Source organism: Pseudomonas sp. MDV22-iso1 (assembly GCF_058145095.1).
This window is the reverse complement of the sequence record NZ_JBYVMF010000021.1, coordinates 19041-39647: the sequence shown is the minus strand read 5'-3', so window position 1 is coordinate 39647 and position 20607 is coordinate 19041. Positions and strand designations below refer to the sequence as shown.

The following is a 20607-nucleotide window of genomic DNA, read 5'->3' as shown; positions in this document are numbered from 1 at the left end:
TTGTCTCAGTCTGCGTCGGGTTTCTGCAGGACTTGTTCGCTGAGCTTGTCGGCCAGGCGTACGAACGCGGCCAGATCGAGTTGCTCCGGGCGCAGACTGCCGTCGACTCCGGCCGCTTCGATCTCGTCATTGCTGAGCAGCAGCTTGAGAGTGTTACGCAAGGTTTTACGGCGCTGGTTGAAGGCTTCGCGCACGACGCGTTCCAGCAGTTTGTGATCCTTGGCCGGGTGCGGAAGCACCGCGTGAGGTACCAGGCGCACGATGGCCGAATCGACTTTAGGTGGCGGATTGAACGCGCCAGGGCCTACGTTGAACAAATGCTCCACGCGGCAGTGGTACTGAACCATGATCGACAGACGACCCCAGTCACCGCCGCCCGGGCCTGCAGCCATGCGCTCGACCACTTCCTTTTGCAACATGAAGTGCATGTCACGGATCAGGCTGGCGTTGTGCAGGAGGTGAAAGATCAGCGGGGTGGAAATGTTGTACGGCAGGTTGCCGACGACCCGAAGACTGCCGGGTGCTGCATTCAGGCTGTTGAAGTCAAACTTCAGTGCATCGCCCTGGTGCAGGTTGAAGTTGCTCTTGCTGGCGAACTGCTGGTTCAGGATCGGGATCAGGTCCTTGTCCAGTTCCACTACGTCGAGCTGACCGCCGCTGCTCAACAGGCCTTGGGTTAATGCGCCCTGGCCTGGGCCGATTTCCAGCAGGCGATCTTCGGCCTTGGCATGGATGGACCGCAGGATGCGGTCGATAACGCCGGCATCGTGCAGGAAATTCTGGCCAAAGCGTTTGCGCGCCTTGTGTTGATAATGCTCGGTCATAAACGGGTCTCGGCCATCTGGTAAGCGGTTTCAAGGGCGACTTGCAGGCTGCCGGTGTCGATTTTTCCGCTGCCGGCCAGGTCCAGGGCTGTGCCGTGGTCGACCGAGGTGCGGATGATTGGCAAGCCCAGAGTCACGTTCACTGCCGCGCCGAAGCCTTTGTACTTCAGTACCGGCAGGCCCTGGTCGTGGTACATCGCCAGCACCGCGTCGCAGTGCTCCAGATATTTGGGGGTAAACAGAGTGTCGGCGGGAAGGGGGCCCCGAAGGTCCATACCCTCGCCACGCAGGCGCTCTAATGTAGGTTCAATGATGTCGATTTCTTCATGGCCCAGATGACCGCCTTCACCGGCGTGCGGGTTAAGCCCGCAGACCAGGATGCGAGGCTGGGCGATGCCGAATTTTTCCTGCAGATCGGCGTGCAGGATTCGAGTGACCCGCTCCAGACGCTCCGGTGTGATTGCGTCGGCAATGTCGCGAAGGGGCAGGTGAGTGGTGACCAGCGCCACGCGCAATCCGCGAGTCGCCAGCATCATCACCACTTGCGCGGTCTGGGTCAGGTCGGCGAGAAATTCCGTGTGCCCGGAGAAGGGGATCCCCGATTCGTTGATCACGCCTTTATGAACTGGCGCGGTGATCATGCCTGCGAAATGTCCATCCAGGCAGCCTTGGCCCGCACGGGTCAAGGTTTCGAGCACGAACGCAGCATTGGCTTTGTCCAGTTGCCCGGCGATGACCTTGGCGTTGAGCGGAGTGTCCCACACGTACAGGCTGTTGGCTGGCGCCGGGGTATCTGGCCAATGGTCAGGTGTCACCGCAAGCAGATCGACAGCCACGCCCAGCTGCGCGGCGCGCTCAATGAGCAGGTCACGGCTGGTAATGGCAATCAGGGGGTGCGGCTGGGCTTGCGAGGCAAGCAGCAGGCACAGGTCAGGACCTATGCCGGCTGGTTCGCCGGGTGTCAGCGCGAAACGTTGGGGTTTCACTGCGCTGCCTGGTCTGCACCAGGGAGTTTGATCTCTACGTACGCTTCGTCACGGATCTGACGCAGCCAGGTTTGCAGCTCTTCGTCGTACTTGCGGTTACGCAGGACGGTCATTGCTTGCTGCTCGCGCGCCTGGTTGGTGCTGTCGGTAGCGCGGCGACCAAGGACTTCCAGGACGTGCCAGCCGTATTGAGTCTGGAACGGCTTGGACAGTTTGCCTTGCGGGGTGTTAGCCATCACTTCACGGAATTCAGGCACCAGTGCATTCGGGTCGATCCAGTTCAGGTCGCCACCGTTGAGGGCGGAGCCCGGGTCTTCCGAATAGCTCTTGGCCAGCTCGCCGAAGTCTTCGCCTGATTCGATGCGTGTGTAGAGCGACTCAGCCAAAGCCTTGGTTTTTGCTTCATCACGGATCGGGCTAGGTTTGACCAGGATATGACGCACGTGCACTTCGTCACGTACCTGGGCCTCGCCGCCACGCTTGTCGAGAATCTTCAGGATGATGAAGCCACCTGGAGTGCGCATTGGCTGGGTGATGTCCCCAACCGCCATGGTGCTCAGCATCCGGTCGAACGGTGGTGGCAATTGAGCTGCTTTACGCCAGCCCATGTCGCCGCCTTCCAGTGCTGTCTCGCTGGCGGATTTGGCGATTGCCAACTGACCGAAGTCAGCGCCTTGCTTGAGCTGCTGGTAAACCGCGTCCGCTTGTTTGGCAGCATTCTGAATCGCGTCGGAGTTGGCGCTTTCCGGCGTAGGAATCAGGATGTTGGCCAGGCGGAACTCTTCGGACAGCTGCATCTTGCCAAGGTCGGAAGCAAGAAAGTTTTTCACTTCCTGCTCGGACACCTGGATGCGCTCGGCCACACGACGCTGACGTACACGGCTGATGATCATTTCGCGACGGATCTGGTCACGGGCGTCGTCGTAAGACAAACCATCGCGAGTCAGGGCTGCGCGGAATTGATCCACGGTCATGTTGTTGCGCTGTGCAATGGTGCCGACAGCCTGGTTCAGTTCTTCATCGGTAATACGGATGCCGGAGCGTTCGCCGATCTGCAGTTGCAGGTTTTCGACGATCAGGCGCTCCAGCACCTGCTGATCCAGCACGCCAGGCGGCGGTGCAGCGGCACCACGCTTGGCGATGGTTTGCTGAACTTCATGAACTCGTTGGTCCAGTTGGCTCTGCATGACCACGTCGTTGTCGACGATGGCCACCACTTTATCGATGGACTGTACTGCGGCGTTGGCCGCAGTACCCAGGAACAGCGCGCCCAGCACGAGCGGGCGCAGACAATCAGAAAGCTTGGTCTTCACGTTCACGATAACCTTGGATGCCTTTGTCGAGGAAACTCTCTACTTTGGCGCCGGTGAGGCCGCCGAGTCCCTTCAGAACAATTTGGAGGAAGACGCCATGGTCGCCTTTTTCGTTTTGCGGAGCGTCTTGGCTGGTTTCGTCGTAGTCGACGAAGTAGCGGTTGATCACGCGCAGTTTCCAGCAGCAGTTGTCGTACTCGAAGCCACCGAAGGCATCCAGGGTACGGTTACGGTTGTAGTCATACTGCCAGCGGCTGATGAGGTTCCATTGCGGCACGATCGGCCAGATCACCGAGAAGTCGTGCTGTTGAATCTTGTAGTAGTCCTTCACGTAGCCAGGTTGGCCCGGAGTGCCGTAGTCACCGCCGCCCACAGCCCACTTACCGGTGTTCTGGTCGTAGCGGATCTGGTCGTTGCGATAGCGATAACCGGCGTTGATAACCTTGTTCGGGTTGTCTTCAGGCTGGTAGTGGAACATCGCGCTACCCGAGCGAGGGCTGCGGGTATCCGGGTCCCAGTTGTAATCGGCGGTGGTGCGCCAATCGCGGTTCCAGCGATATTCGTATTCCAGCGCATAAGGCGAAACTTTGGATTTCGCGTCTTCGCGGGTTTTGGCGTCAATACCTGGCAGTTGAACTTCGCGGTTCTTGAAGTAGAACGCCTGACCGATGCTGATGCGTTGACGTTCGAAACCGTTGTCTTCGATCCAGCGGTTAGTGATACCCAGGGCCAGTTTGTTCTCGTCACCGACGCGATCGGCACCGGAGAAGCGGTTGTCACGAAACAGCGACGAGTAATTGAATGTGTACTCGCTGGTGTCGAATACCGGAATATCTTCCTGGTTCGTCTCTGGAACGTAGAGGTAATAGAGGCGCGGCTCGAGGGTCTGGTTGTAGTTTTTGCCAAACCAGGTGGTTTTGCGATCGAAGTACAGGCCACTGTCAATGCTCGCAATCGGAACGCCACGGTTCTGGTTGCTGTCGAACTGGCCATTGATGTTTTCAGTCCCGGCCGCTGCAGCCGCCGCATTTTGCGCGGCAATCTGGGATTTCCCGATGCTGTCCAGATCCAACTGGTACTGGGTGTATTGGTATTTGAGCTGTGGTTTCAGGAACCCATATGACCAATCCAGCGGCAGGCTGACAGCCGGTGCAAGGTTGAGGCGATCGCCATTGGCACGAGCCAGACCTTGAACGTTGGTGTCCAGTCGCGGAGTAGAAACGCCATCTTCATCGGTGAAGTTGCCATTTTTCAGGTCGCGATCAAACCGCACCAGTTCGGTGTTGTAAGTGAAGTCCAGGCCGCCCGGATGAGTCGGCAGCGCGCCATCAAAGGTGATCTGCGGCAAACGGTCATACGGTGTTATGTTCGAAACAGTCGCCAGCTGATAAGCCTGGGCATTCAGTCGGGCGGTGTAGCTGTCGCCACGATAGCTAACCGAACCCTGCTGGTTCACATAATCAGCGCTTTTCACACCAATCTGGTCAGTCTGCAGATCCTGGAAGTAATACGGATCGCTGATCTTGGTGTAATCGACCTGCGTGAAAACGCGCGAGTCGAGGCCACCTTTGTGCTGCCAGTTGTACATGTAGCGGGTTTTTTCGTAATCGGACTGTTTGCTGCGCTCGGTGTCGTCGTCGTTGAGGTACGCGGCGCCGAACTGACCTTCGCTGGACGGGGTCAGGTAGCGGAACTCGCCTTCCATCAACAAGCCACGCTTGCTCATGTAACGCGGGTACAACGTGGCGTCGTAGTTCGGCGCCAGGTTGAAGTAGTACGGCGTGACCAGCATGAAGCCGGTATCGGTGCCGGTGCCGATAGTCGGCGGCAGGAAGCCGGACTGGCGACGGTCATCGATCGGGAAGTAGATGTACGGCGTGTAAAGAACCGGAATGTCCTTGACCCGCAGTGTCACGTTGGTCGCGGTGCCGAAGCCGGTGGCCGGGTTAAGGGTGATGTTATTACCCTTGAGCTGCCAGGCGTTGCTGTTCGGTTCGCACGTGGTGTACGTACCATCCTTGAGGCGGATGATCGCGTTCTCGGCACGTTTGGCGTACAGGGCGCTGCCGCGAATACGGGACTTGTGAAGAATGTACTCGGCGTTGTCGACCTTGGCTTCGCCGGTGTCGAGCTGGACATCGGCGTGGTCGCCGACGATCAGGGCACCGTTGTCACGAACCCGGACATTACCGCTCAGTTCGCCACGGCTTTCTGCCTGATAAAGATTTGCTTCGTCGGCTTCGACCTGCATGCTGCCCTGGCGCATGACGACGTCACCGGCCAGGGTAGCGACCTGCTCATCCTGCTTGTAGCGGGAGGCTTTGGCGCCGAGGAAGGTCGGGGCGTCACTTTTACTCGTCTTGTCATTCATGCCAGGACGAATCGGTTCGATATAGGAACCAGAGCAGTAAGGACCTGTTTCGGCCAATTGCGCTGCAGTGAGGTTTTCGCGTGGAACCCAGTCGAGGTGACTGTAGTCTGCACTGCGCGACTTCAATCCGCGTCCCTTGGCCTCGGTCACCAGTGCCGTTTTGGCGCCGGTGTCTTCGCTGGAACCGCTGTCGGCCGGTGTCTCGCCGCTCGCGCCTACCGCACTGCCGTCATGGACGGGGCGTGGAGGCAGGGCAGCCGCTGGCGATTTTGGCGCACAGTCCCAGGCACCCGAAGCAGAGACTGAGCAGTCATACTGTTCCGCGGCGACCACGAACGAAGTGGCTAGGGGTTGCAGGGCCAGCAGACTGCCGGTAACCAACAACGGAAATTTTTTACGAAACGCGGGGGATTTCAATGCCATCTTATTAGTCCGGGCTTCCTGCGTGCCATCTGCCCGCGGTGTGGGCCGCACGCCTCTCGATGGTCTGAAAAAGATGCTGGATAATAAAGCATGACCCGCTTGACGGCTAGCGCCGTCGGAGACCCTTGCAATGCCTGACCAAGATGTACGTTTGCAACACCTGAAAGTTTGGCTCGATGAGCAATTGGCGATTCTCTACGCAGATCAGGGCTGGGGAGTCGTACCCCCGGCCACGTTGACTGCTGCCAGCAGTGACGCGAGTTTTCGGCGGTATTTTCGCTGGGAGGGCGAGGGCAGAAGTTTCGTCGTGATGGACGCACCTCCGCCTCAGGAAAACTGCAAACCCTTCGTGGATATTGCTTTTTTGCTGGAGAAATCCGGAATTAACGTGCCGAAAATTTATGCCGAAGACCTTGAACGCGGCTTTCTTCTGCTCAATGACCTTGGAAACAAGACGTACCTGGACGTGATCACCAGCGAAAACGCCGATGATCTGTTCAAGGACGCGCTGCAGGCACTGCTGGCTTTTCAGCAACTGCCAATGGTGGCGCCGTTGCCAAGTTATGACGTGGCCTTGCTGCGGCGTGAGCTGGAATTGTTCCCAGAGTGGTACGTCAAGCATGAATTGGGCATCGAGTTCGATACCGCTCAGCAAGCACTCTGGCAGAAAGCCAGCGATCTGTTGATCGACAGCGCACTGGCACAGCCGAAAGTGCTGGTCCATCGCGATTACATGCCGCGCAACCTGATGCTCAGCCAGCCCAACCCCGGCGTGCTGGATTTCCAGGACGCGGTCTATGGCCCAGTAACCTACGACGTGACCTGCCTGTTCAAGGACGCTTTTCTCAGTTGGCCTGAGGAGCGTGTACGCGGTTGGCTGGAAGATTATTGGCAGCAAGCGGCCGCTCTCGGCATTCCGGTTCAGCCGGATCTGGAAGATTTTCTGCGTGCCAGTGACCTGATGGGCGTGCAGCGTCACCTGAAAGTCATCGGGATCTTTGCCCGCATCTGTCACCGCGACGGCAAGCCGCGCTATCTGGCGGACGTACCGCGATTCTTTGCTTATATAGAGGACGTTGTGGCGCGCCGACCCGAGCTGGCTGAACTAGGGGCGTTGCTGGACAGCCTGCGCGGCGGAGTAACGGCATGAAGGCGATGATTCTGGCGGCAGGCAAAGGCGAGCGCTTGCGCCCGCTGACCCTGACCACGCCCAAACCGCTGGTTCGTGCCGGTGGTGTGCCGCTGATCGAGTATCACTTGAAGGCCCTGGCAATCGCGGGCTTCACCGAAATAGTGATCAACCACGCCTGGCTCGGTCAGCAGATTGAAAACTATCTGGGTGACGGATCGCAGTACGGCGTTCGAATCCAGTACTCGCCGGAGGGCGAGCCTCTGGAAACGGGCGGCGGTATTTTCCGTGCATTGCCGCTACTGGGCGACGATGCGTTCCTGGTGGTCAACGGTGATATCTGGACCGACTATGACTTCAGCGTGTTGCACCAGCCTATCTCCGGGTTGGCGCATCTGGTGCTGGCGGACAACCCGCCTCATCACCCGACCGGCGATTTCAGTCTGAGCGATGGTCACGTTCGCGACAATGAGCCGGGTGCTGAAACATTGACCTACAGCGGCATTGCCGTGCTGCATCCGCAGCTGTTCGATGGGTGTCCTGCGGGCGCGTTCAAACTCGCGCCGTTGCTGCGCACAGCGATGGCGGCAGGGCAGGTCACCGGCGAGCGCCTTAGCGGACGCTGGGTCGATGTGGGTACTCACGAGCGTCTCGCTGAAGTGGAAACTCTATTAGAAGCGAGCCGCTGACATGTTGTGGCCAGGGACTCTGATTGGAGCCGGAGCCGGCTTTGCCATAGCCAGCATTCCGGGGGCCATGCTTGGCGCCTTGTTAGGGCAGGCGTTGGACCGGCGTTTGCAGCTGCAGAGCTGGGGGCATTTGCGGGAAAAGCTCGGTGGCCGTCCTGTACTGCGCAATGACGAACTATTGTTTGTGCTGCTTGGACGGCTGGCGAAGTGTGACGGACGCGTCGTGGATGGGCACATCCAGCAAGCGCGCCAGGAAATGCGTGCGCTGGAAATGACCGAGTCAGCCCAGCGCCGAGCGATTGCCGCGTTCAATCGAGGCAAATCCGGGCATGACCGTTTACGTGGTCATTTGAGGCGCTTGAGCGCCCAGCCTTTCGCGGCGGAAGGGGTGTTGCGCGCCTGCTGGCGAATGATCTGGGCCGACGGCCAGGCGGGGCGCAGTGAGCGTGAGCTGATTGCGCAGTGGGGCAAGTGGCTGGGCTGGAGTTCGCGCCAGGTACAGGCACTGGCGACCGATTACGAGCCACAGAAACGTCCGTTGGTCAGCAATACCCTGACCTATCAGGACGCAATGCGGTTGCTGGGAGTGTCCGCCACCAGCGATCCGGCGCAGATCAAGCACGCCTATCGGCGCCTGCTCAGTCGTCATCATCCGGACAAAATTGCCGGCAGTGGCGCGACGGCGATGCAGGTTCGGGAAGCGACGGACAAAACGCGGGAGTTGCATAACGCCTACACATTGATTCGTCAGCGGCGGGATTTCCGTTAGCTATCCACAAGAACAAAAGATCGTCCGAGCGCGGTTCGAGCCTTCGGACGATCTTCTGCTTTTTGCTCAATCAGCAGCGTTAGGACTCAACCAGCCACGCACCCGGCGCACCAGTTGTTCCTGTTGATCCTTGGCGTTACCCGGCAGTGATTTCAGCGACACCTGACTGAACGCCGATGTCTTCAATCGCTTGCTCGCCTGCAATCGCTCCAGCGCTGCGTTGCGATCGAGCGGCTTGTCCATGTAGAAGATGTCCGCTGTGGGTAGCTTCAGGGTTGGCATGAGTTCGGTCAGTTCGGGTTTCGCCTTGGCGGGTGTCTGGACCGCGACCATCACAAGTTTCTCGACTTGCGACGGTTGCTTTTCGCTCATATATCGAGCAGCCCAGTAACCACCAGTGCCGTGCCCCAATACCACGATGCTGGGGGCGCTTTGCTGTTCGGCGTAGGCAATAGCGGCATCCAGACGCGCAAAAATCCGTTCGGCGTCGACCTTGGCGTGTTCTTCGCTACTGTCGACCACGACCTTGTCTGCTACGTCCGCTTCCCCGCCCGCCGCTTGTTCGATAGGCGCGGCGGTCGTGGAATCCTTGCTCCCGACATCCGGCGCCTTGATGGTGGGCGGTACGTCGAGGACTCGAGGCGCAATGACATCGCTTTGCAAGTCCGGCAAGGTGATACTCAGGCTGCTCCAGCCGGCGTTCGGTAATTGGCGTCGCAATGGACCGATTGCTTGAGGCCAGTCAGCTGTTTCGCCGGCGCCCGGGATGATAATGACTACGCCTTTGGGTTCGGCAACATTGGCCGGTTTCCATAGCGACAGAAAGGTGTCGTCGCCGGCTTGCAGTTGTTGCTGTTCCTCGGCGGGGATCGTTCGCGCCAGCGCTGCGGCCTCTTCCTGGCTGCGTTCAGGCAGCGGCTGGCGTTCGACCGGTTTTGCTTCGGTGGGTGTTTGCGCCGGAACAGGATCAGCCGCCTCAACTGAAAAGGCGCAAGGCAGGATCAGCGACAGGCACAATGCTGGCAGTGCCAGGCGGTAGACAAGGGGCATCGGATATTCCAGGCCAGAAGTGATTCCGGCAGCCTAATGGGTTGGTCAGTGTTTGTCAGTGTGCGGAGCTTCAATGATGCGTTTTCGCTGCCTGTGGGTGATCGGCTGCTTGTTGTTTCCCTTGATGAGCTGGGCGGCGTCGGCGCCACCGGCCCACGTTGCCCAGTTGTCATCGGGGCAACAGCAATGGTTGGAAGACCACCGTGAGTTGCGGGTCGGATTGGTTTTGCAGGCGCCCTATGCCCAATACGATCGTCGCTTGCAGCGCCTGTCGGGTGTCAACGTCGAGCTGATGAAGTGGTTGGCCAAAGCGCTCAAGATCGAGCTGAGCTGGCGAAACTATCCCGACCTCGCTCAATTGGAAACGGCTGCCCGCGAAGGGGAGATCGACCTCGCGCCGGGATTGACTCAAACCCCCGGTGGTCTGCGTCTATGGCAGTTTTCAGACCCCTACATGCGGGTGCCGCAATTGGTCGTCAGCGACCAGAAAAGCAACGGTGCAGTGGAGCTGGAAAAACTCGACAGCCAGACCCGGGTGGCAGTGCGCATGCCGGGTGCCACGGCTGATTACCTGCGTAGCAATTTTCCGCATTTGAATCTGCAGGGCGTGCCCATCGAGCGCCAGGCGTTGCAACTCCTGTTGAGTCAACAAGCCAGCTACGCCGTGGTCGACGAAGCGCAGTTGGGGCGGCTGTCCGCCGAGCCCGAGTTCGCGGGGCTGGTGGTCGTCGGCGACATCGGCTTACCGCAGTTGCTGCGGGTGGCCACGCGTCGTGACTGGCCTGAACTGGCGGGGATCGTCGAAAGTGCCCTGCGAGCGATCCCTGCCAAGGACCTGGAGCAACTGCACAACCAATGGCTGCAACCCAAATACCCGCGCCTGACCGAGTCTCCGGGGTTCTGGCAAAACCTCTGTCTTCTGTTGGCCGTGATCATGCTGAGCAGCATGGCCATTGTGTTTTGGCAGCGTCGGCAGCAGCACAGTCTGGAGCAGCGCCTTTTAGCAGCACGTGAAGACATCGCGTTGCGCAAGGCCAGCGAAGAGGCCTTGCGACTCACCCAGTTTTCCATCGACCAAAGTACGGTCGGTATCTTGTGGGTGAATTGGGACAGTCATGTGCGCTATGCCAACCGTGCCGCCGAAGCCATGCTCGGCTATACGGCGGACGGGATCATTGATCGGCCATTGATCGACTTCGAGCCAGGTTTGCACATGGATCGCTGGTTGAACCTGTGGAAACGCGCCAGGGCCAGCGAAGAGGGGCCGCAATCCTTTGAAACTAACTGTGTGCGTGCCGATGGCAGCATTCTGCCGACGGATGTGTCGCTGAGTTTCCTGCGTTTTCGCGACGGCGAATACCTGGTGGTCTACCTCAATGATGTCACCGAGCGTCGTCGCGCACTGGCTGCGTTGCAGGAAAGTGAAGCGCGGCTGCAAGGAATTGCCGCCAACGTACCGGGCTTGGTCTTTCGACTGGAGCGAGCGCCGGTAACAGGGCAGATCGATTTTGCCTACATCAGTGAAGGCAGCGAGAGTCTGGTTGGCTATTCGCCAGCGACCCTGGCCCATCGCGACAAAGGCCTGCGCAGTTTGGTGCATCCGGATGACAAGGCGAGCTATCACCAGACTCAGGACCGTGCCCTGGATACCGACAGTGACTGGTCATGGCAAGGTCGAATCCTGACCCGCCAGGGCGAGCAACGCTGGGCTGAAATCAAGGCGATTACCCGACGGCTCGAGGATGGTGCCTACGTCTGGGACGGGATCGTTTGGGACATCAGCGAGAGCAAACGCATCGAACTGGAGCTGGCCGGCTCCCGCGAGCAACTGCGTGAATTGTCTGCACACCTGGAAAGTGTGCGGGAGGAGGAAAAAGCTCGTATCGCGCGTGAGGTTCACGACGAGTTGGGTCAGATGCTCACGGTATTGAAGCTGGAAACGTCCATGTGCGAATTGGCCTACGCCCAATTGGACCCTGGTCTGAATGAGCGCCTGAACAGCATGAAGCGTTTGATCGCCCAGTTGTTTCAGCTCGTGCGCGATGTGGCGACGGCACTCCGTCCGCCGATTCTCGACGCAGGGATCTCCTCTGCCATTGAATGGCAGGCCCGGCGTTTCGAGGCGCGTACGCAGATTCCGTGTCTGGTGCAGGTACCGGACAATCTGCCCGTGCTGAGTGATGCGATGGCCATTGGATTGTTCAGGATTCTTCAGGAGGCGCTAACCAATGTCATGCGGCATGCCCAAGCGCATACTGTCGAACTGACATTGGTGCGTGAAGGCGACGAACTGTGTCTGACCGTCAGCGACGATGGCGTAGGATTTATCGCCACGACCGGTCGGCCAACATCCTTTGGCGTGGTCGGCATGCGTGAACGGGTGTTGATCATGGGCGGGCAGTTGTCGCTCGACAGTGAGCCGGGGGAGGGCACGACGTTGATCGTGCGTGTTCCTTTGGAGGCGGCCTGAGGTATTTGTTGGAGCACCTGCTCACGAATGTTCCTGGCTCTGACATTAAGAAGAATGGAGAAGTCTGTGATCCGTGTACTGGTAGCCGAAGACCACACCATCGTTCGTGAAGGCATCAAGCAGTTGATTGGCCTGGCCAAGGATTTGTTGGTGGTGGGGGAGGCGAGCAATGGCGAGCAGTTGCTCGAGATCCTGCGACATGTGCCCTGCGAGGTGGTGCTGTTGGATATCTCCATGCCTGGTGTCAACGGCCTGGAAGCCATTCCACGGATTCGGGCGCTGAACAATCCGCCCGCGATTCTGGTGTTGTCGATGCACGATGAGGCGCAAATGGCCGCCCGTGCTTTAAAGGTCGGCGCAGCGGGCTACGCGACCAAGGACAGCGATCCGGCACTGCTGCTGACGGCGATCCGCAAAGTCGCGGCCGGTGGGCGTTACATCGATCCGGACCTGGCAGACCGAATGGTGTTCGAGGTAGGTCTGACCGATTCCCGCCCCTTGCATTCATCGCTGTCGGAGCGAGAATTTTCGGTGTTCGAACGCCTCGCCCAAGGCGCCAACGTCAACGACATCGCCCAGCAATTGGCCTTGAGCAGCAAGACCATCAGCACCCACAAGGCGCGGCTGATGCAGAAGCTCAACATCACCTCCCTGGCGGAACTGGTGAAGTACGCGATGGAACACAAACTCCTCTAGAGAACACCGCTGTCCCCTGTGGGAGCGAGCATGCTCGCGATAGCGGACTATCAGTCGACATTCATTTTGAATGTCATACCGCAATCGCGAGCAAGCTCGCTTCCACAGGGATTGTGGTCGCATGCCCATTTACGACATCCTGCAAAACCGCTTTTGCCCGTTCTTGCGGCTTGCAGCTTCAAGATTGCAGCTGTCTCTATCTATTCCCGCCATCCTTGTAGGGCAATCCCTACCCCCAACCTTCCATCCGGCTGAGGCCAATCTCTCCTGCCCCCCGATTTGCGTGGCTCCCGGCGTCCACTAGGCTTAGTCCACAGCAGTCATCACTAACAAAGGTGTGGGTATGAGCCAGGTCGATTCAAGCGCAGGGGCCAGCGATGTTCTGGTCAGCTTTCGTGGAGTGCAAAAGAGCTACGACGGCGAGAACCTGATCGTCAAAGACCTCAACCTGGACATTCGCAAAGGTGAGTTCCTTACCTTGCTCGGCCCGTCCGGTTCCGGCAAGACCACCAGCCTGATGATGCTCGCCGGTTTCGAAACACCGACCGCAGGCGAGATCCTGCTGGCGGGTCGTTCGATCAACAACGTGCCGCCACACAAACGTGACATCGGCATGGTGTTCCAGAACTACGCGTTGTTCCCGCACATGACGGTGGCCGAGAACCTCGCGTTCCCGCTGACCGTGCGCGGTTTGAACAAAAGCGATGTCAGCGACCGGGTCAAACGTGTCCTGAGCATGGTTCAGCTCGACGCCTTCGCCCAGCGTTATCCCGCACAACTGTCCGGCGGCCAGCAGCAGCGTGTGGCACTGGCCCGCGCACTGGTGTTCGAACCGCAACTGGTGCTGATGGACGAACCTCTTGGCGCACTCGACAAGCAACTGCGTGAGCACATGCAGATGGAGATCAAGCATCTGCACCAGCGTCTCGGCGTGACCGTGGTGTACGTGACCCACGACCAGGGTGAAGCCCTGACCATGTCTGACCGCGTCGCGGTGTTCCATCAGGGCGAGATCCAGCAGATCGCGCCGCCGCGCTCCCTTTATGAAGAACCGAAGAACACCTTCGTTGCCAATTTCATCGGCGAGAACAACCGCCTTAATGGGCGCCTGCACAGCCAGACGGGTGATCGCTGCGTGGTCGAGCTGGCGCGTGGTGAGAAGGTTGAAGCCTTGGCGGTCAATGTCGGCAAGACCGGTGAGCCCGTCACGCTGTCGATTCGTCCGGAACGCGTGAGTCTCAATGGTTCGAGCGAGTCCTGCGTCAACCGTTTCTCGGGCCGGGTGGCGGAATTTATCTATCTGGGCGACCACGTCCGGGTTCGTCTGGAAGTCTGCGGTAAGACCGACTTCTTTGTGAAACAACCGATTGCCGAGCTCGATCCCGCGCTGGCTGTCGGCGACGTGGTACCGCTTGGCTGGCAGGTCGAACACGTTCGTGCGCTCGACCCGCTTCTAGAGGCGAATTGATCGCCCCCCTGCTACACCAACCCTGCACGTGGAGAACAATATAAATGTTGAAATCCCTGAAATTCACAGCCCTGGTAATGGGCATGATCGGTGCGGCACACGCGATGGCAGCGGGGCCGGATCTGACCGTGGTGTCCTTTGGCGGGGCGAACAAGGCCGCGCAGGTCAAAGCCTTCTACGCGCCGTGGGAAGCGGCGGGTAACGGCAAGATCGTAGCCGGCGAATACAACGGTGAGATGGCCAAGGTCAAAGCCATGGTCGACACCAAGAGCGTGTCCTGGGACCTGGTGGAAGTTGAATCGCCGGAACTGTCCCGTGGTTGCGATGAAGACATGTTCGAGCAGCTCGACCCTGCGCTGTTCGGCAAGTCCGAAGACTACGTCAAAGGCGCTATCCAGCCTTGCGGCGTGGGCTTTTTCGTCTGGTCGACAGTGTTGGCCTACAACGCCGACAAGCTGAAAACCGCACCGACCAGCTGGGTGGATTTCTGGGACACCAAGAAATTCCCGGGCAAGCGGGGCCTGCGTAAAGGCGCCAAGTACACCCTGGAATTCGCTTTGATGGCCGATGGCGTTGCGCCGAAGGACGTCTACAAAGTACTGGCCGGTAAAGACGGTCAGGATCGCGCGTTCAAGAAGCTCGATGAGCTCAAGCCAAGCATTCAGTGGTGGGAAGCCGGTGCGCAACCGCCGCAATACCTCGCCTCCGGTGACGTGGTCATGAGCTCGGCCTATAACGGCCGAATTGCTGCCGTGCAAAAAGAAAGCAATCTGAAAGTCGTCTGGAACGGCGGTATCTACGACTTCGACGCATGGGCCATTCCAAAGGGCCTGGACAAGGCGCGGGCTGAAGCGGCGAAAAAATTCATCGCGTTCTCGGTCATGCCGCAGCAGCAGAAGACCTATTCGGAAAACATTGCTTACGGCCCGGCCAACACGCAAGCGGTGCCGTTGCTCGCCAAGGATGTCCTGAAAGACATGCCGACTACTCCGGAAAACATCGCCAACCAGGTGCAGATCGACGTCAGCTTCTGGGCTGACAACGGTGAGCAACTGGAGCAGCGCTTTAATTCCTGGGCTGCGAAGTAAGCAAAGGGCTCGCCCTCCTGTGAGGGCGAGTTTCTGTGGCGAGGATTCGTGTGATGAAGAGATTTATGTGGCGAGGGGATTTATCCCCGTTCGGCTGCGTAGCAGTCGCGAATTCGGTGAGTGCGTGTACCTGAAACTCCTTAGTCGCAGGTTTTGGGGCCGCTTCGCGACCCAACGGGGATAAATCCCCTCGCCACACAAGCTTTCTCGCCACACCAGTTCGCTCCCACTTCAACGACTGATCAAAGATTTCCGGAGTACGCCATGGCTACCGCCATTCCCCTGAACGCGGGCACTGACCCCACCTTGAAGCAGCGGCTCAAGCATGCCGAGCGGATCAACCGCTGGAAGGCCCAGGCCTTGATCGCGCCACTGGTGCTGTTTCTGTTGCTGGTGTTCCTGGTGCCGATCGTGGCGCTGCTCTACAAAAGTGTGGGTAACCCGGAAGTTGTCGGCGGCATGCCGCGCACCGTGGCTGCCATTGCCAGTTGGGACGGCCGCGGCTTGCCCGCTGAACCGGTTTACAAAGCTGCCAGCGAAGACCTCGCCGAAGCCCGCAAAAACCAGACCTTGGGCGATCTGTCCAAGCGCTTGAACATGGAGTTGGCCGGCTACCGCAGCCTGCTGACCAAAACCGCCCGTGCTTTGCCGTTCGCCGCTGAGCCCGCCTCTTATAAAGAAGCGCTGGAAAGTCTCGACGAGCGTTGGGGTGATCCGGCCTATTGGCAAGCGGTGCGCCGTAACACCAGCAACATCACGCCGTACTACCTGCTGGCGGCTGTCGATCACCGCATCGACGACCTCGGCGAAATTGCCCCGGCCACACCCGACCAGGCGATTTACCTCGACATCTTCGCCCGGACTTTCTGGATGGGTCTGGTCATCACGGCGATCTGCCTGGTGCTGGCGTATCCGTTGGCCTACCTGCTGGCCAACCTGCCGTCCCGTCAAAGCAACCTGCTGATGATTTTGGTACTGCTGCCGTTCTGGACCTCGATTCTGGTCAGGGTTGCGGCCTGGATCGTGCTCTTGCAGTCGGGTGGTTTGATCAACAGCGGCCTGATGGCCATGGGCATTATCGATAAGCCACTCGAATTGGTGTTCAACCGTACCGGGGTCTACATATCGATGGTGCACATCCTGCTGCCGTTCATGATCCTGCCGATCTACAGCGTCATGAAAGGCATCTCGCCGACTTACATGCGCGCCGCGATTTCACTGGGCTGCCACCCGTTTGCCAGTTTCTGGCGGGTGTACTTCCCGCAGACGTATGCCGGTGTCGGTGCCGGTTGCCTGTTGGTATTCATCCTTGCCATCGGCTACTACATCACCCCGGCCTTGCTCGGGAGCCCGAACGATCAGATGGTCAGTTACTTCGTCGCCTTCTACACCAACACCAGCATCAACTGGGGCATGGCGACCGCACTCGGTGGGTTACTGCTGCTGGCGACTGTGGTGCTTTATCTGATTTACAGCTGGCTGGTGGGCGCCAGTCGCCTGCGCCTGAGCTAAGGGAGAACGAAATGCTGAATCCTTATATGTCGCCCATCGAACGGGTGTGGTTCTACAGTTTGCGCATCCTCTGCGGACTGATCCTGTTGTTCCTGATTCTGCCGGTGCTGGTGATCATTCCGTTGTCGTTCAACTCCGGGAGTTTCCTGGTGTATCCGCTGCAAGGTTTTTCACTGCACTGGTATCAGGACTTCTTCGCCTCGGCGGAATGGATGCGTGCGTTGAAGAACAGCATCATCGTCGCACCGGCAGCCACCGTATTGGCCATGATCTTCGGCACGCTGGCGGCGATTGGACTGACCCGTGGCGATTTTCCGGGCAAAGCTCTGGTGATGGCGCTGGTGATTTCGCCGATGGTGGTGCCGGTGGTGATCATCGGTGTGGCCAGCTACCTGTTTTTTGCGCCGCTGGGGCTGGGCAACAGCTTCTTTTCGCTGATCGTGGTGCACGCGGTACTGGGTGTGCCGTTTGTGATCATTACGGTGTCGGCGACACTGCAGGGGTTTAATCACAACCTGGTGCGTGCGGCGGCCAGCCTGGGCGCTTCGCCACTCACCGCGTTTCGTCGAGTGACGTTGCCGTTGATCGCCCCCGGCGTGATTTCCGGTGCGCTGTTTGCCTTCGCGACGTCGTTCGATGAAGTGGTGGTGACCTTGTTTCTCGCCGGTCCTGAACAAGCGACCTTGCCTCGGCAGATGTTCAGCGGCATCCGCGAAAACCTCAGCCCGACCATTGCTGCTGCGGCAACGCTCTTGATTGCTTTCTCGGTGATCCTGCTGCTGACCCTGGAATGGCTGCGCGGACGCAGCGAGAAACTGCGTACTGCGCAGGTGTAACACCAATCTCTGTAGGAGCTGGCGAGTGAAGCGAGGCTGCGATCTTTTGATCTTGTTTTTAAAATCCAAAGTCAAAAGATCGCAGCCTCGTTTCACTCGACAGCTCCTACAGGGGATTATGTAGTTTCTCCGGATCGCAGGTCATTCATGACCTGAATATCAGACAACCCCAAATCCCCAGCTACTATTGTGCCCAGCTCCCCTGTCTATAAGAGGCTGCGCACATGAGTCTTTCCTCTTTCAAAATCGCTCACAAACTGATCACCGGCGCAGGCGCCATCGAGCAGTTGGCCGCTGAACTGACACGCCTGGATGTCGACCACCCGCTGATCGTCACCGATGCGGCCCTGGTCAAATCCGGAACCGTCGAGCTGGCGCTGACGCAGCTGGGCGGTCGTACCTACGAGATATTCGACCGGGTGCTGCCGGACCCGGAAATCGCCATCGTCGAAGACTGCATGCGGGTTTACCGTGAAGGCGGGCATGACGGCTTGATCGGATTGGGCGGCGGGAGTGCGATCGACATCGCCAAGAGCGTTGCGGCCTATGCGGGTTATCACGGCGCGCTGGAGGACTTGTTCGGTATCGATCAGGTGCCGCGCAAAGGTCCGCCGCTGATCGCCATCCCGACGACGGCGGGTACCGGCTCGGAGGTGACCAATGTAGCGATCCTCTCCGACAAGGTTGCGCAGCTCAAGAAAGGCATCGTCAGCGACTATCTATTACCGGACGTGGCGCTGGTCAGCCCACAGATGACCCTGACCTGCCCCCGCAGTGTCACTGCTGCCAGTGGTGTCGACGCGCTGGTCCATGCCATCGAATCCTATTTGTCGGTCAATGCCTCTCCGATCACCGACGCCTTGGCCATTGGTGCGATCAAACTGATCGCCAAGGCATTGCCCAAGGCCTACGCCAACCCGACCCACCTGCAGGCCCGCGAGGACATGGCGACCGCCAGTCTGATGGCCGGCATGGCGTTTGGTAATGCGGGGGTCGGCGCGGTGCATGCGCTGGCGTATCCCCTGGGCGGGCGTTTCAATATTGCCCACGGTGTCAGCAATGCACTGCTGCTGCCCTATGTGATGGCCTGGAACAAGATGGCCTGCGTCGAGCGCATGCAGGATATTGCCGAGGCCATGGGGGTGAAGACTGCTCATTTGAGCGCTAACGAAGCGGCGGATAAAGCGGTCGAGGCGATGACCGAGCTGTGCGCTGCGGTAGAAATTCCTCAAGGACTGCGCAGTTTCGGCGTGCCCGAAGACGCCATCCCGGCCATGGCCGTGGAAGCCGCCGGGATCGAACGCCTGATGCGCAATAATCCACGTAAGTTGAGTGCCGTCGATATCGAGAAGATCTACCGAGCGGCCTACTGATCATCGCGCTCACGGTGCGCGCGTCAAAGCATGAGGTATACAATGCGCGCCATCGTGATTTTGCTCAGAAAAGGTGCGTCATGCAGCCCTTCGTAATTGCTCCGTCGATTCTCTCCGCTGACTTCGCCCGACTGGGTGAAGAAGTGGACAACGTCCTGGCCGCTGGCGCCGACTTCGTGCACTTCGATGTCATGGACAACCATTACGTACCCAACCTGACCATCGGCCCGATGGTCTGCGCGGCACTGCGCAAGTACGGCGTGACCGCGCCGATCGATGCGCACCTGATGGTCAGCCCGGTAGACCGCATCGTCGGTGACTTCATCGAGGCGGGGGCGACGTACATTACCTTCCACCCGGAAGCCACTCAGCACGTTGACCGCTCCTTGCAACTGATCCGTGAAGGCGGCTGCAAGTCGGGCCTGGTGTTCAATCCGGCAACACCGCTGGACGTACTCAAATACGTGATGGACAAGGTCGACATGATTCTGCTGATGAGCGTCAACCCGGGTTTTGGCGGCCAGAAGTTCATTCCAGGCACCCTCGACAAGCTGCGTGAAGCGCGCGCCCTGATCGACGCTTCCGGACGTGACATTCGCCTGGAAATCGACGGCGGTGTAAACGTGAACAACATCCGTGAAATCGCCGCTGCCGGCGCCGATACCTTCGTTGCGGGCTCGGCCATCTTCAATGCGCCGAACTACCAGGAAGTGATCGAGAAGATGCGTTCCGAACTGGCGCTGGCTCGCCCATGAGTGGCTTTGAACAGCTGTTCCCGGGGTCTCTGCCGCGGCTGGTGATGTTCGATCTGGATGGCACGCTGATCGATTCGGTCCCGGACCTCGCAGTGGCTGTGGATAACATGCTGTTCAAGCTCGGTCGACAGCCTGCCGGCCTGAACGCTGTCCGCGAATGGGTCGGTAACGGTGCTCCGGTGCTGGTTCGTCGAGCGCTGGCGGGTGGCATTGACCATTCGACGGTCGATGACGGTGAAGCGGAAGGCGCGCTGGAGATTTTCATGGAGGCTTACAGCGAGAGCCATGAGCTGACCGTTGTTTACCCCGGCGTGCGCGACACTCTGAAATGGCTGCACAAGCAGGGTGTGGAGATGGCGCTGATCACCAACAAGCCGGAGCGTTTCGTCGCGCCATTGCTGGATCAGATGAAGATCGGTCGCTACTTCAAATGGATCATTGGCGGCGATACCCTGCCGCAGAAGAAACCCGATCCGGCAGCACTGTTCTTTGTGATGAAGATGGCCAACATTCCGGCTTCACAGTCCTTGTTCGTCGGCGATTCGCGCAGCGATGTGCTGGCGGCGAAAGCGGCAGGGGTCAAGTGTGTAGCGCTGAGCTATGGCTATAACCATGGCCGGCCGATTGCCGAAGAGTTGCCGGCGCTGGTCATCGACGATCTGCGCAAGCTAATTCCCGGTTGCCTGGATTCTGCCTCTGGGATAACGTTGCCCGACGCTGTTCAACCCCCTTCTGGAAACGCCATCGTGGTGGTCACTCGCAAACTCTGGATGAAAGTCATCAAGGCCCTGGCCCGCTGGCGTTGGCGCGCCTGACTCGATTCTGGCCGGTTATCCGGCGCGTTTGCATACCTGA

General features: G+C 59.1%; 17 protein-coding genes. 12 read left to right on the top strand and 5 right to left on the bottom strand.

Annotated features, from left to right (window positions below; translation table 11 throughout):
• Positions 1-5 precede the first annotated feature (5 nt).
• The 4 genes from rsmA to AC3ZVB_RS21595 are packed head-to-tail and all read right to left on the bottom strand — an operon-like array spanning position 6 to position 5917.
• Positions 6-824, bottom strand: a complete 819-nt coding sequence (gene rsmA / locus AC3ZVB_RS21610; protein ID WP_194693794.1) for a 16S rRNA (adenine(1518)-N(6)/adenine(1519)-N(6))-dimethyltransferase RsmA — start codon at positions 822-824, stop codon at positions 6-8.
• Entirely contained in the window at positions 821-1810 is a 990-nt protein-coding gene (gene pdxA / locus AC3ZVB_RS21605) for a 4-hydroxythreonine-4-phosphate dehydrogenase PdxA (protein WP_490147699.1), read from the bottom strand. Before pdxA ends, rsmA begins: the two co-directional genes overlap by 4 nt.
• The gene (gene surA, locus AC3ZVB_RS21600) at positions 1807-3123 is read right to left on the bottom strand and encodes a peptidylprolyl isomerase SurA (protein ID WP_194693792.1); all 1317 of its coding nucleotides are present in this window, start codon (positions 3121-3123) and stop codon (positions 1807-1809) included. The genes pdxA and surA overlap by 4 nt, the downstream gene beginning before the upstream one ends.
• Positions 3104-5917 carry an LPS-assembly protein LptD gene (locus AC3ZVB_RS21595; protein WP_490147698.1) on the bottom strand — a complete coding sequence of 938 codons (2814 nt, stop codon included), beginning with the start codon at positions 5915-5917 and terminating at the stop codon, positions 3104-3106. The genes surA and AC3ZVB_RS21595 overlap by 20 nt, the downstream gene beginning before the upstream one ends.
• A gap of 130 nt (positions 5918-6047) precedes the next feature.
• Here AC3ZVB_RS21595 and AC3ZVB_RS21590 point away from each other — a divergent pair, with 130 nt between their 5' ends.
• Genes AC3ZVB_RS21590 through AC3ZVB_RS21580 form a run of 3 tightly spaced genes read left to right on the top strand, consistent with a single transcriptional unit; the run spans position 6048 to position 8504 of the window.
• Positions 6048-7067, top strand: a complete 1020-nt coding sequence (locus AC3ZVB_RS21590; RefSeq protein ID WP_490147697.1) for an aminoglycoside phosphotransferase family protein — start codon at positions 6048-6050, stop codon at positions 7065-7067.
• The gene (murU, locus tag AC3ZVB_RS21585) at positions 7064-7735 is read left to right on the top strand and encodes an N-acetylmuramate alpha-1-phosphate uridylyltransferase MurU (RefSeq protein ID WP_490147696.1); all 672 of its coding nucleotides are present in this window, start codon (positions 7064-7066) and stop codon (positions 7733-7735) included. The genes AC3ZVB_RS21590 and murU overlap by 4 nt, the downstream gene beginning before the upstream one ends.
• 1 nt (position 7736) lies before the next feature.
• Positions 7737-8504, top strand: a complete 768-nt coding sequence (locus AC3ZVB_RS21580) for a DnaJ domain-containing protein (protein ID WP_162436271.1) — start codon at positions 7737-7739, stop codon at positions 8502-8504.
• A gap of 66 nt (positions 8505-8570) precedes the next feature.
• Here the strand turns inward: AC3ZVB_RS21580 and AC3ZVB_RS21575 are convergent, their stop codons facing one another.
• On the bottom strand, positions 8571-9554 hold the full coding sequence (locus AC3ZVB_RS21575; RefSeq protein ID WP_490147695.1) for an alpha/beta hydrolase family protein: 984 nt from the start codon (positions 9552-9554) through the stop codon (positions 8571-8573).
• 73 nt (positions 9555-9627) lie between these two features.
• Here AC3ZVB_RS21575 and AC3ZVB_RS21570 point away from each other — a divergent pair, with 73 nt between their 5' ends.
• From AC3ZVB_RS21570 to AC3ZVB_RS21530, 9 genes are all read left to right on the top strand, one after another.
• Positions 9628-12024, top strand: coding sequence for a PAS domain-containing sensor histidine kinase (locus tag AC3ZVB_RS21570; RefSeq protein ID WP_490147694.1), 2397 nt, complete (start codon positions 9628-9630; stop codon positions 12022-12024).
• Between the two features lie 66 nt (positions 12025-12090).
• Complete coding sequence (locus AC3ZVB_RS21565; RefSeq protein ID WP_490147693.1) at positions 12091-12720, top strand: response regulator; 630 nt, start codon at positions 12091-12093, stop codon at positions 12718-12720.
• 343 nt (positions 12721-13063) lie between these two features.
• Positions 13064-14188: an ABC transporter ATP-binding protein gene (locus tag AC3ZVB_RS21560; protein ID WP_194693786.1), complete on the top strand. Its 1125-nt coding sequence runs from the start codon at positions 13064-13066 to the stop codon at positions 14186-14188.
• A gap of 44 nt (positions 14189-14232) precedes the next feature.
• A complete protein-coding gene (locus AC3ZVB_RS21555) occupies positions 14233-15276 on the top strand; it encodes an ABC transporter substrate-binding protein (RefSeq protein WP_162436276.1) in 1044 nt (347 codons plus the stop codon).
• Positions 15277-15540: 264 nt separating this feature from the next.
• A complete protein-coding gene (locus tag AC3ZVB_RS21550) occupies positions 15541-16788 on the top strand; it encodes an ABC transporter permease (RefSeq protein ID WP_490147692.1) in 1248 nt (415 codons plus the stop codon).
• Positions 16789-16799: 11 nt separating this feature from the next.
• Positions 16800-17624, top strand: coding sequence for an ABC transporter permease (locus AC3ZVB_RS21545; protein WP_162436278.1), 825 nt, complete (start codon positions 16800-16802; stop codon positions 17622-17624).
• A 224-nt stretch (positions 17625-17848) separates the two neighbouring features.
• Positions 17849-18997, top strand: coding sequence for an iron-containing alcohol dehydrogenase (locus AC3ZVB_RS21540; protein WP_490147691.1), 1149 nt, complete (start codon positions 17849-17851; stop codon positions 18995-18997).
• 80 nt (positions 18998-19077) lie between these two features.
• Entirely contained in the window at positions 19078-19752 is a 675-nt protein-coding gene (gene rpe / locus AC3ZVB_RS21535; protein ID WP_008035979.1) for a ribulose-phosphate 3-epimerase, read from the top strand.
• Positions 19749-20567, top strand: coding sequence for a phosphoglycolate phosphatase (locus AC3ZVB_RS21530; RefSeq protein ID WP_162436280.1), 819 nt, complete (start codon positions 19749-19751; stop codon positions 20565-20567). The genes rpe and AC3ZVB_RS21530 overlap by 4 nt, the downstream gene beginning before the upstream one ends.
• The last annotated feature ends 40 nt before the right edge of the window (positions 20568-20607 follow it).

What these genes read in the sequence shown, in the direction of transcription:
- rpe (WP_008035979.1), top strand. Translation starts at nt 19,078, where the DNA reads ATGCAGCCCTTCGTAATTGCTCCGTCGATTCTCTCCGCTGACTTCGCC.
- rsmA (WP_194693794.1), bottom strand. Translation starts at nt 824, where the DNA reads ATGACCGAGCATTATCAACACAAGGCGCGCAAACGCTTTGGCCAGAAT.
- AC3ZVB_RS21595 (WP_490147698.1), bottom strand. Translation starts at nt 5,917, where the DNA reads ATGGCATTGAAATCCCCCGCGTTTCGTAAAAAATTTCCGTTGTTGGTT.
- AC3ZVB_RS21550 (WP_490147692.1), top strand. Translation starts at nt 15,541, where the DNA reads ATGGCTACCGCCATTCCCCTGAACGCGGGCACTGACCCCACCTTGAAG.
- AC3ZVB_RS21575 (WP_490147695.1), bottom strand. Translation starts at nt 9,554, where the DNA reads ATGCCCCTTGTCTACCGCCTGGCACTGCCAGCATTGTGCCTGTCGCTG.
- AC3ZVB_RS21580 (WP_162436271.1), top strand. Translation starts at nt 7,737, where the DNA reads ATGTTGTGGCCAGGGACTCTGATTGGAGCCGGAGCCGGCTTTGCCATA.
- murU (WP_490147696.1), top strand. Translation starts at nt 7,064, where the DNA reads ATGAAGGCGATGATTCTGGCGGCAGGCAAAGGCGAGCGCTTGCGCCCG.
- AC3ZVB_RS21590 (WP_490147697.1), top strand. Translation starts at nt 6,048, where the DNA reads ATGCCTGACCAAGATGTACGTTTGCAACACCTGAAAGTTTGGCTCGAT.
- AC3ZVB_RS21555 (WP_162436276.1), top strand. Translation starts at nt 14,233, where the DNA reads ATGTTGAAATCCCTGAAATTCACAGCCCTGGTAATGGGCATGATCGGT.
- AC3ZVB_RS21540 (WP_490147691.1), top strand. Translation starts at nt 17,849, where the DNA reads ATGAGTCTTTCCTCTTTCAAAATCGCTCACAAACTGATCACCGGCGCA.
- AC3ZVB_RS21530 (WP_162436280.1), top strand. Translation starts at nt 19,749, where the DNA reads ATGAGTGGCTTTGAACAGCTGTTCCCGGGGTCTCTGCCGCGGCTGGTG.
- AC3ZVB_RS21560 (WP_194693786.1), top strand. Translation starts at nt 13,064, where the DNA reads ATGAGCCAGGTCGATTCAAGCGCAGGGGCCAGCGATGTTCTGGTCAGC.
- AC3ZVB_RS21570 (WP_490147694.1), top strand. Translation starts at nt 9,628, where the DNA reads ATGATGCGTTTTCGCTGCCTGTGGGTGATCGGCTGCTTGTTGTTTCCC.
- AC3ZVB_RS21545 (WP_162436278.1), top strand. Translation starts at nt 16,800, where the DNA reads ATGCTGAATCCTTATATGTCGCCCATCGAACGGGTGTGGTTCTACAGT.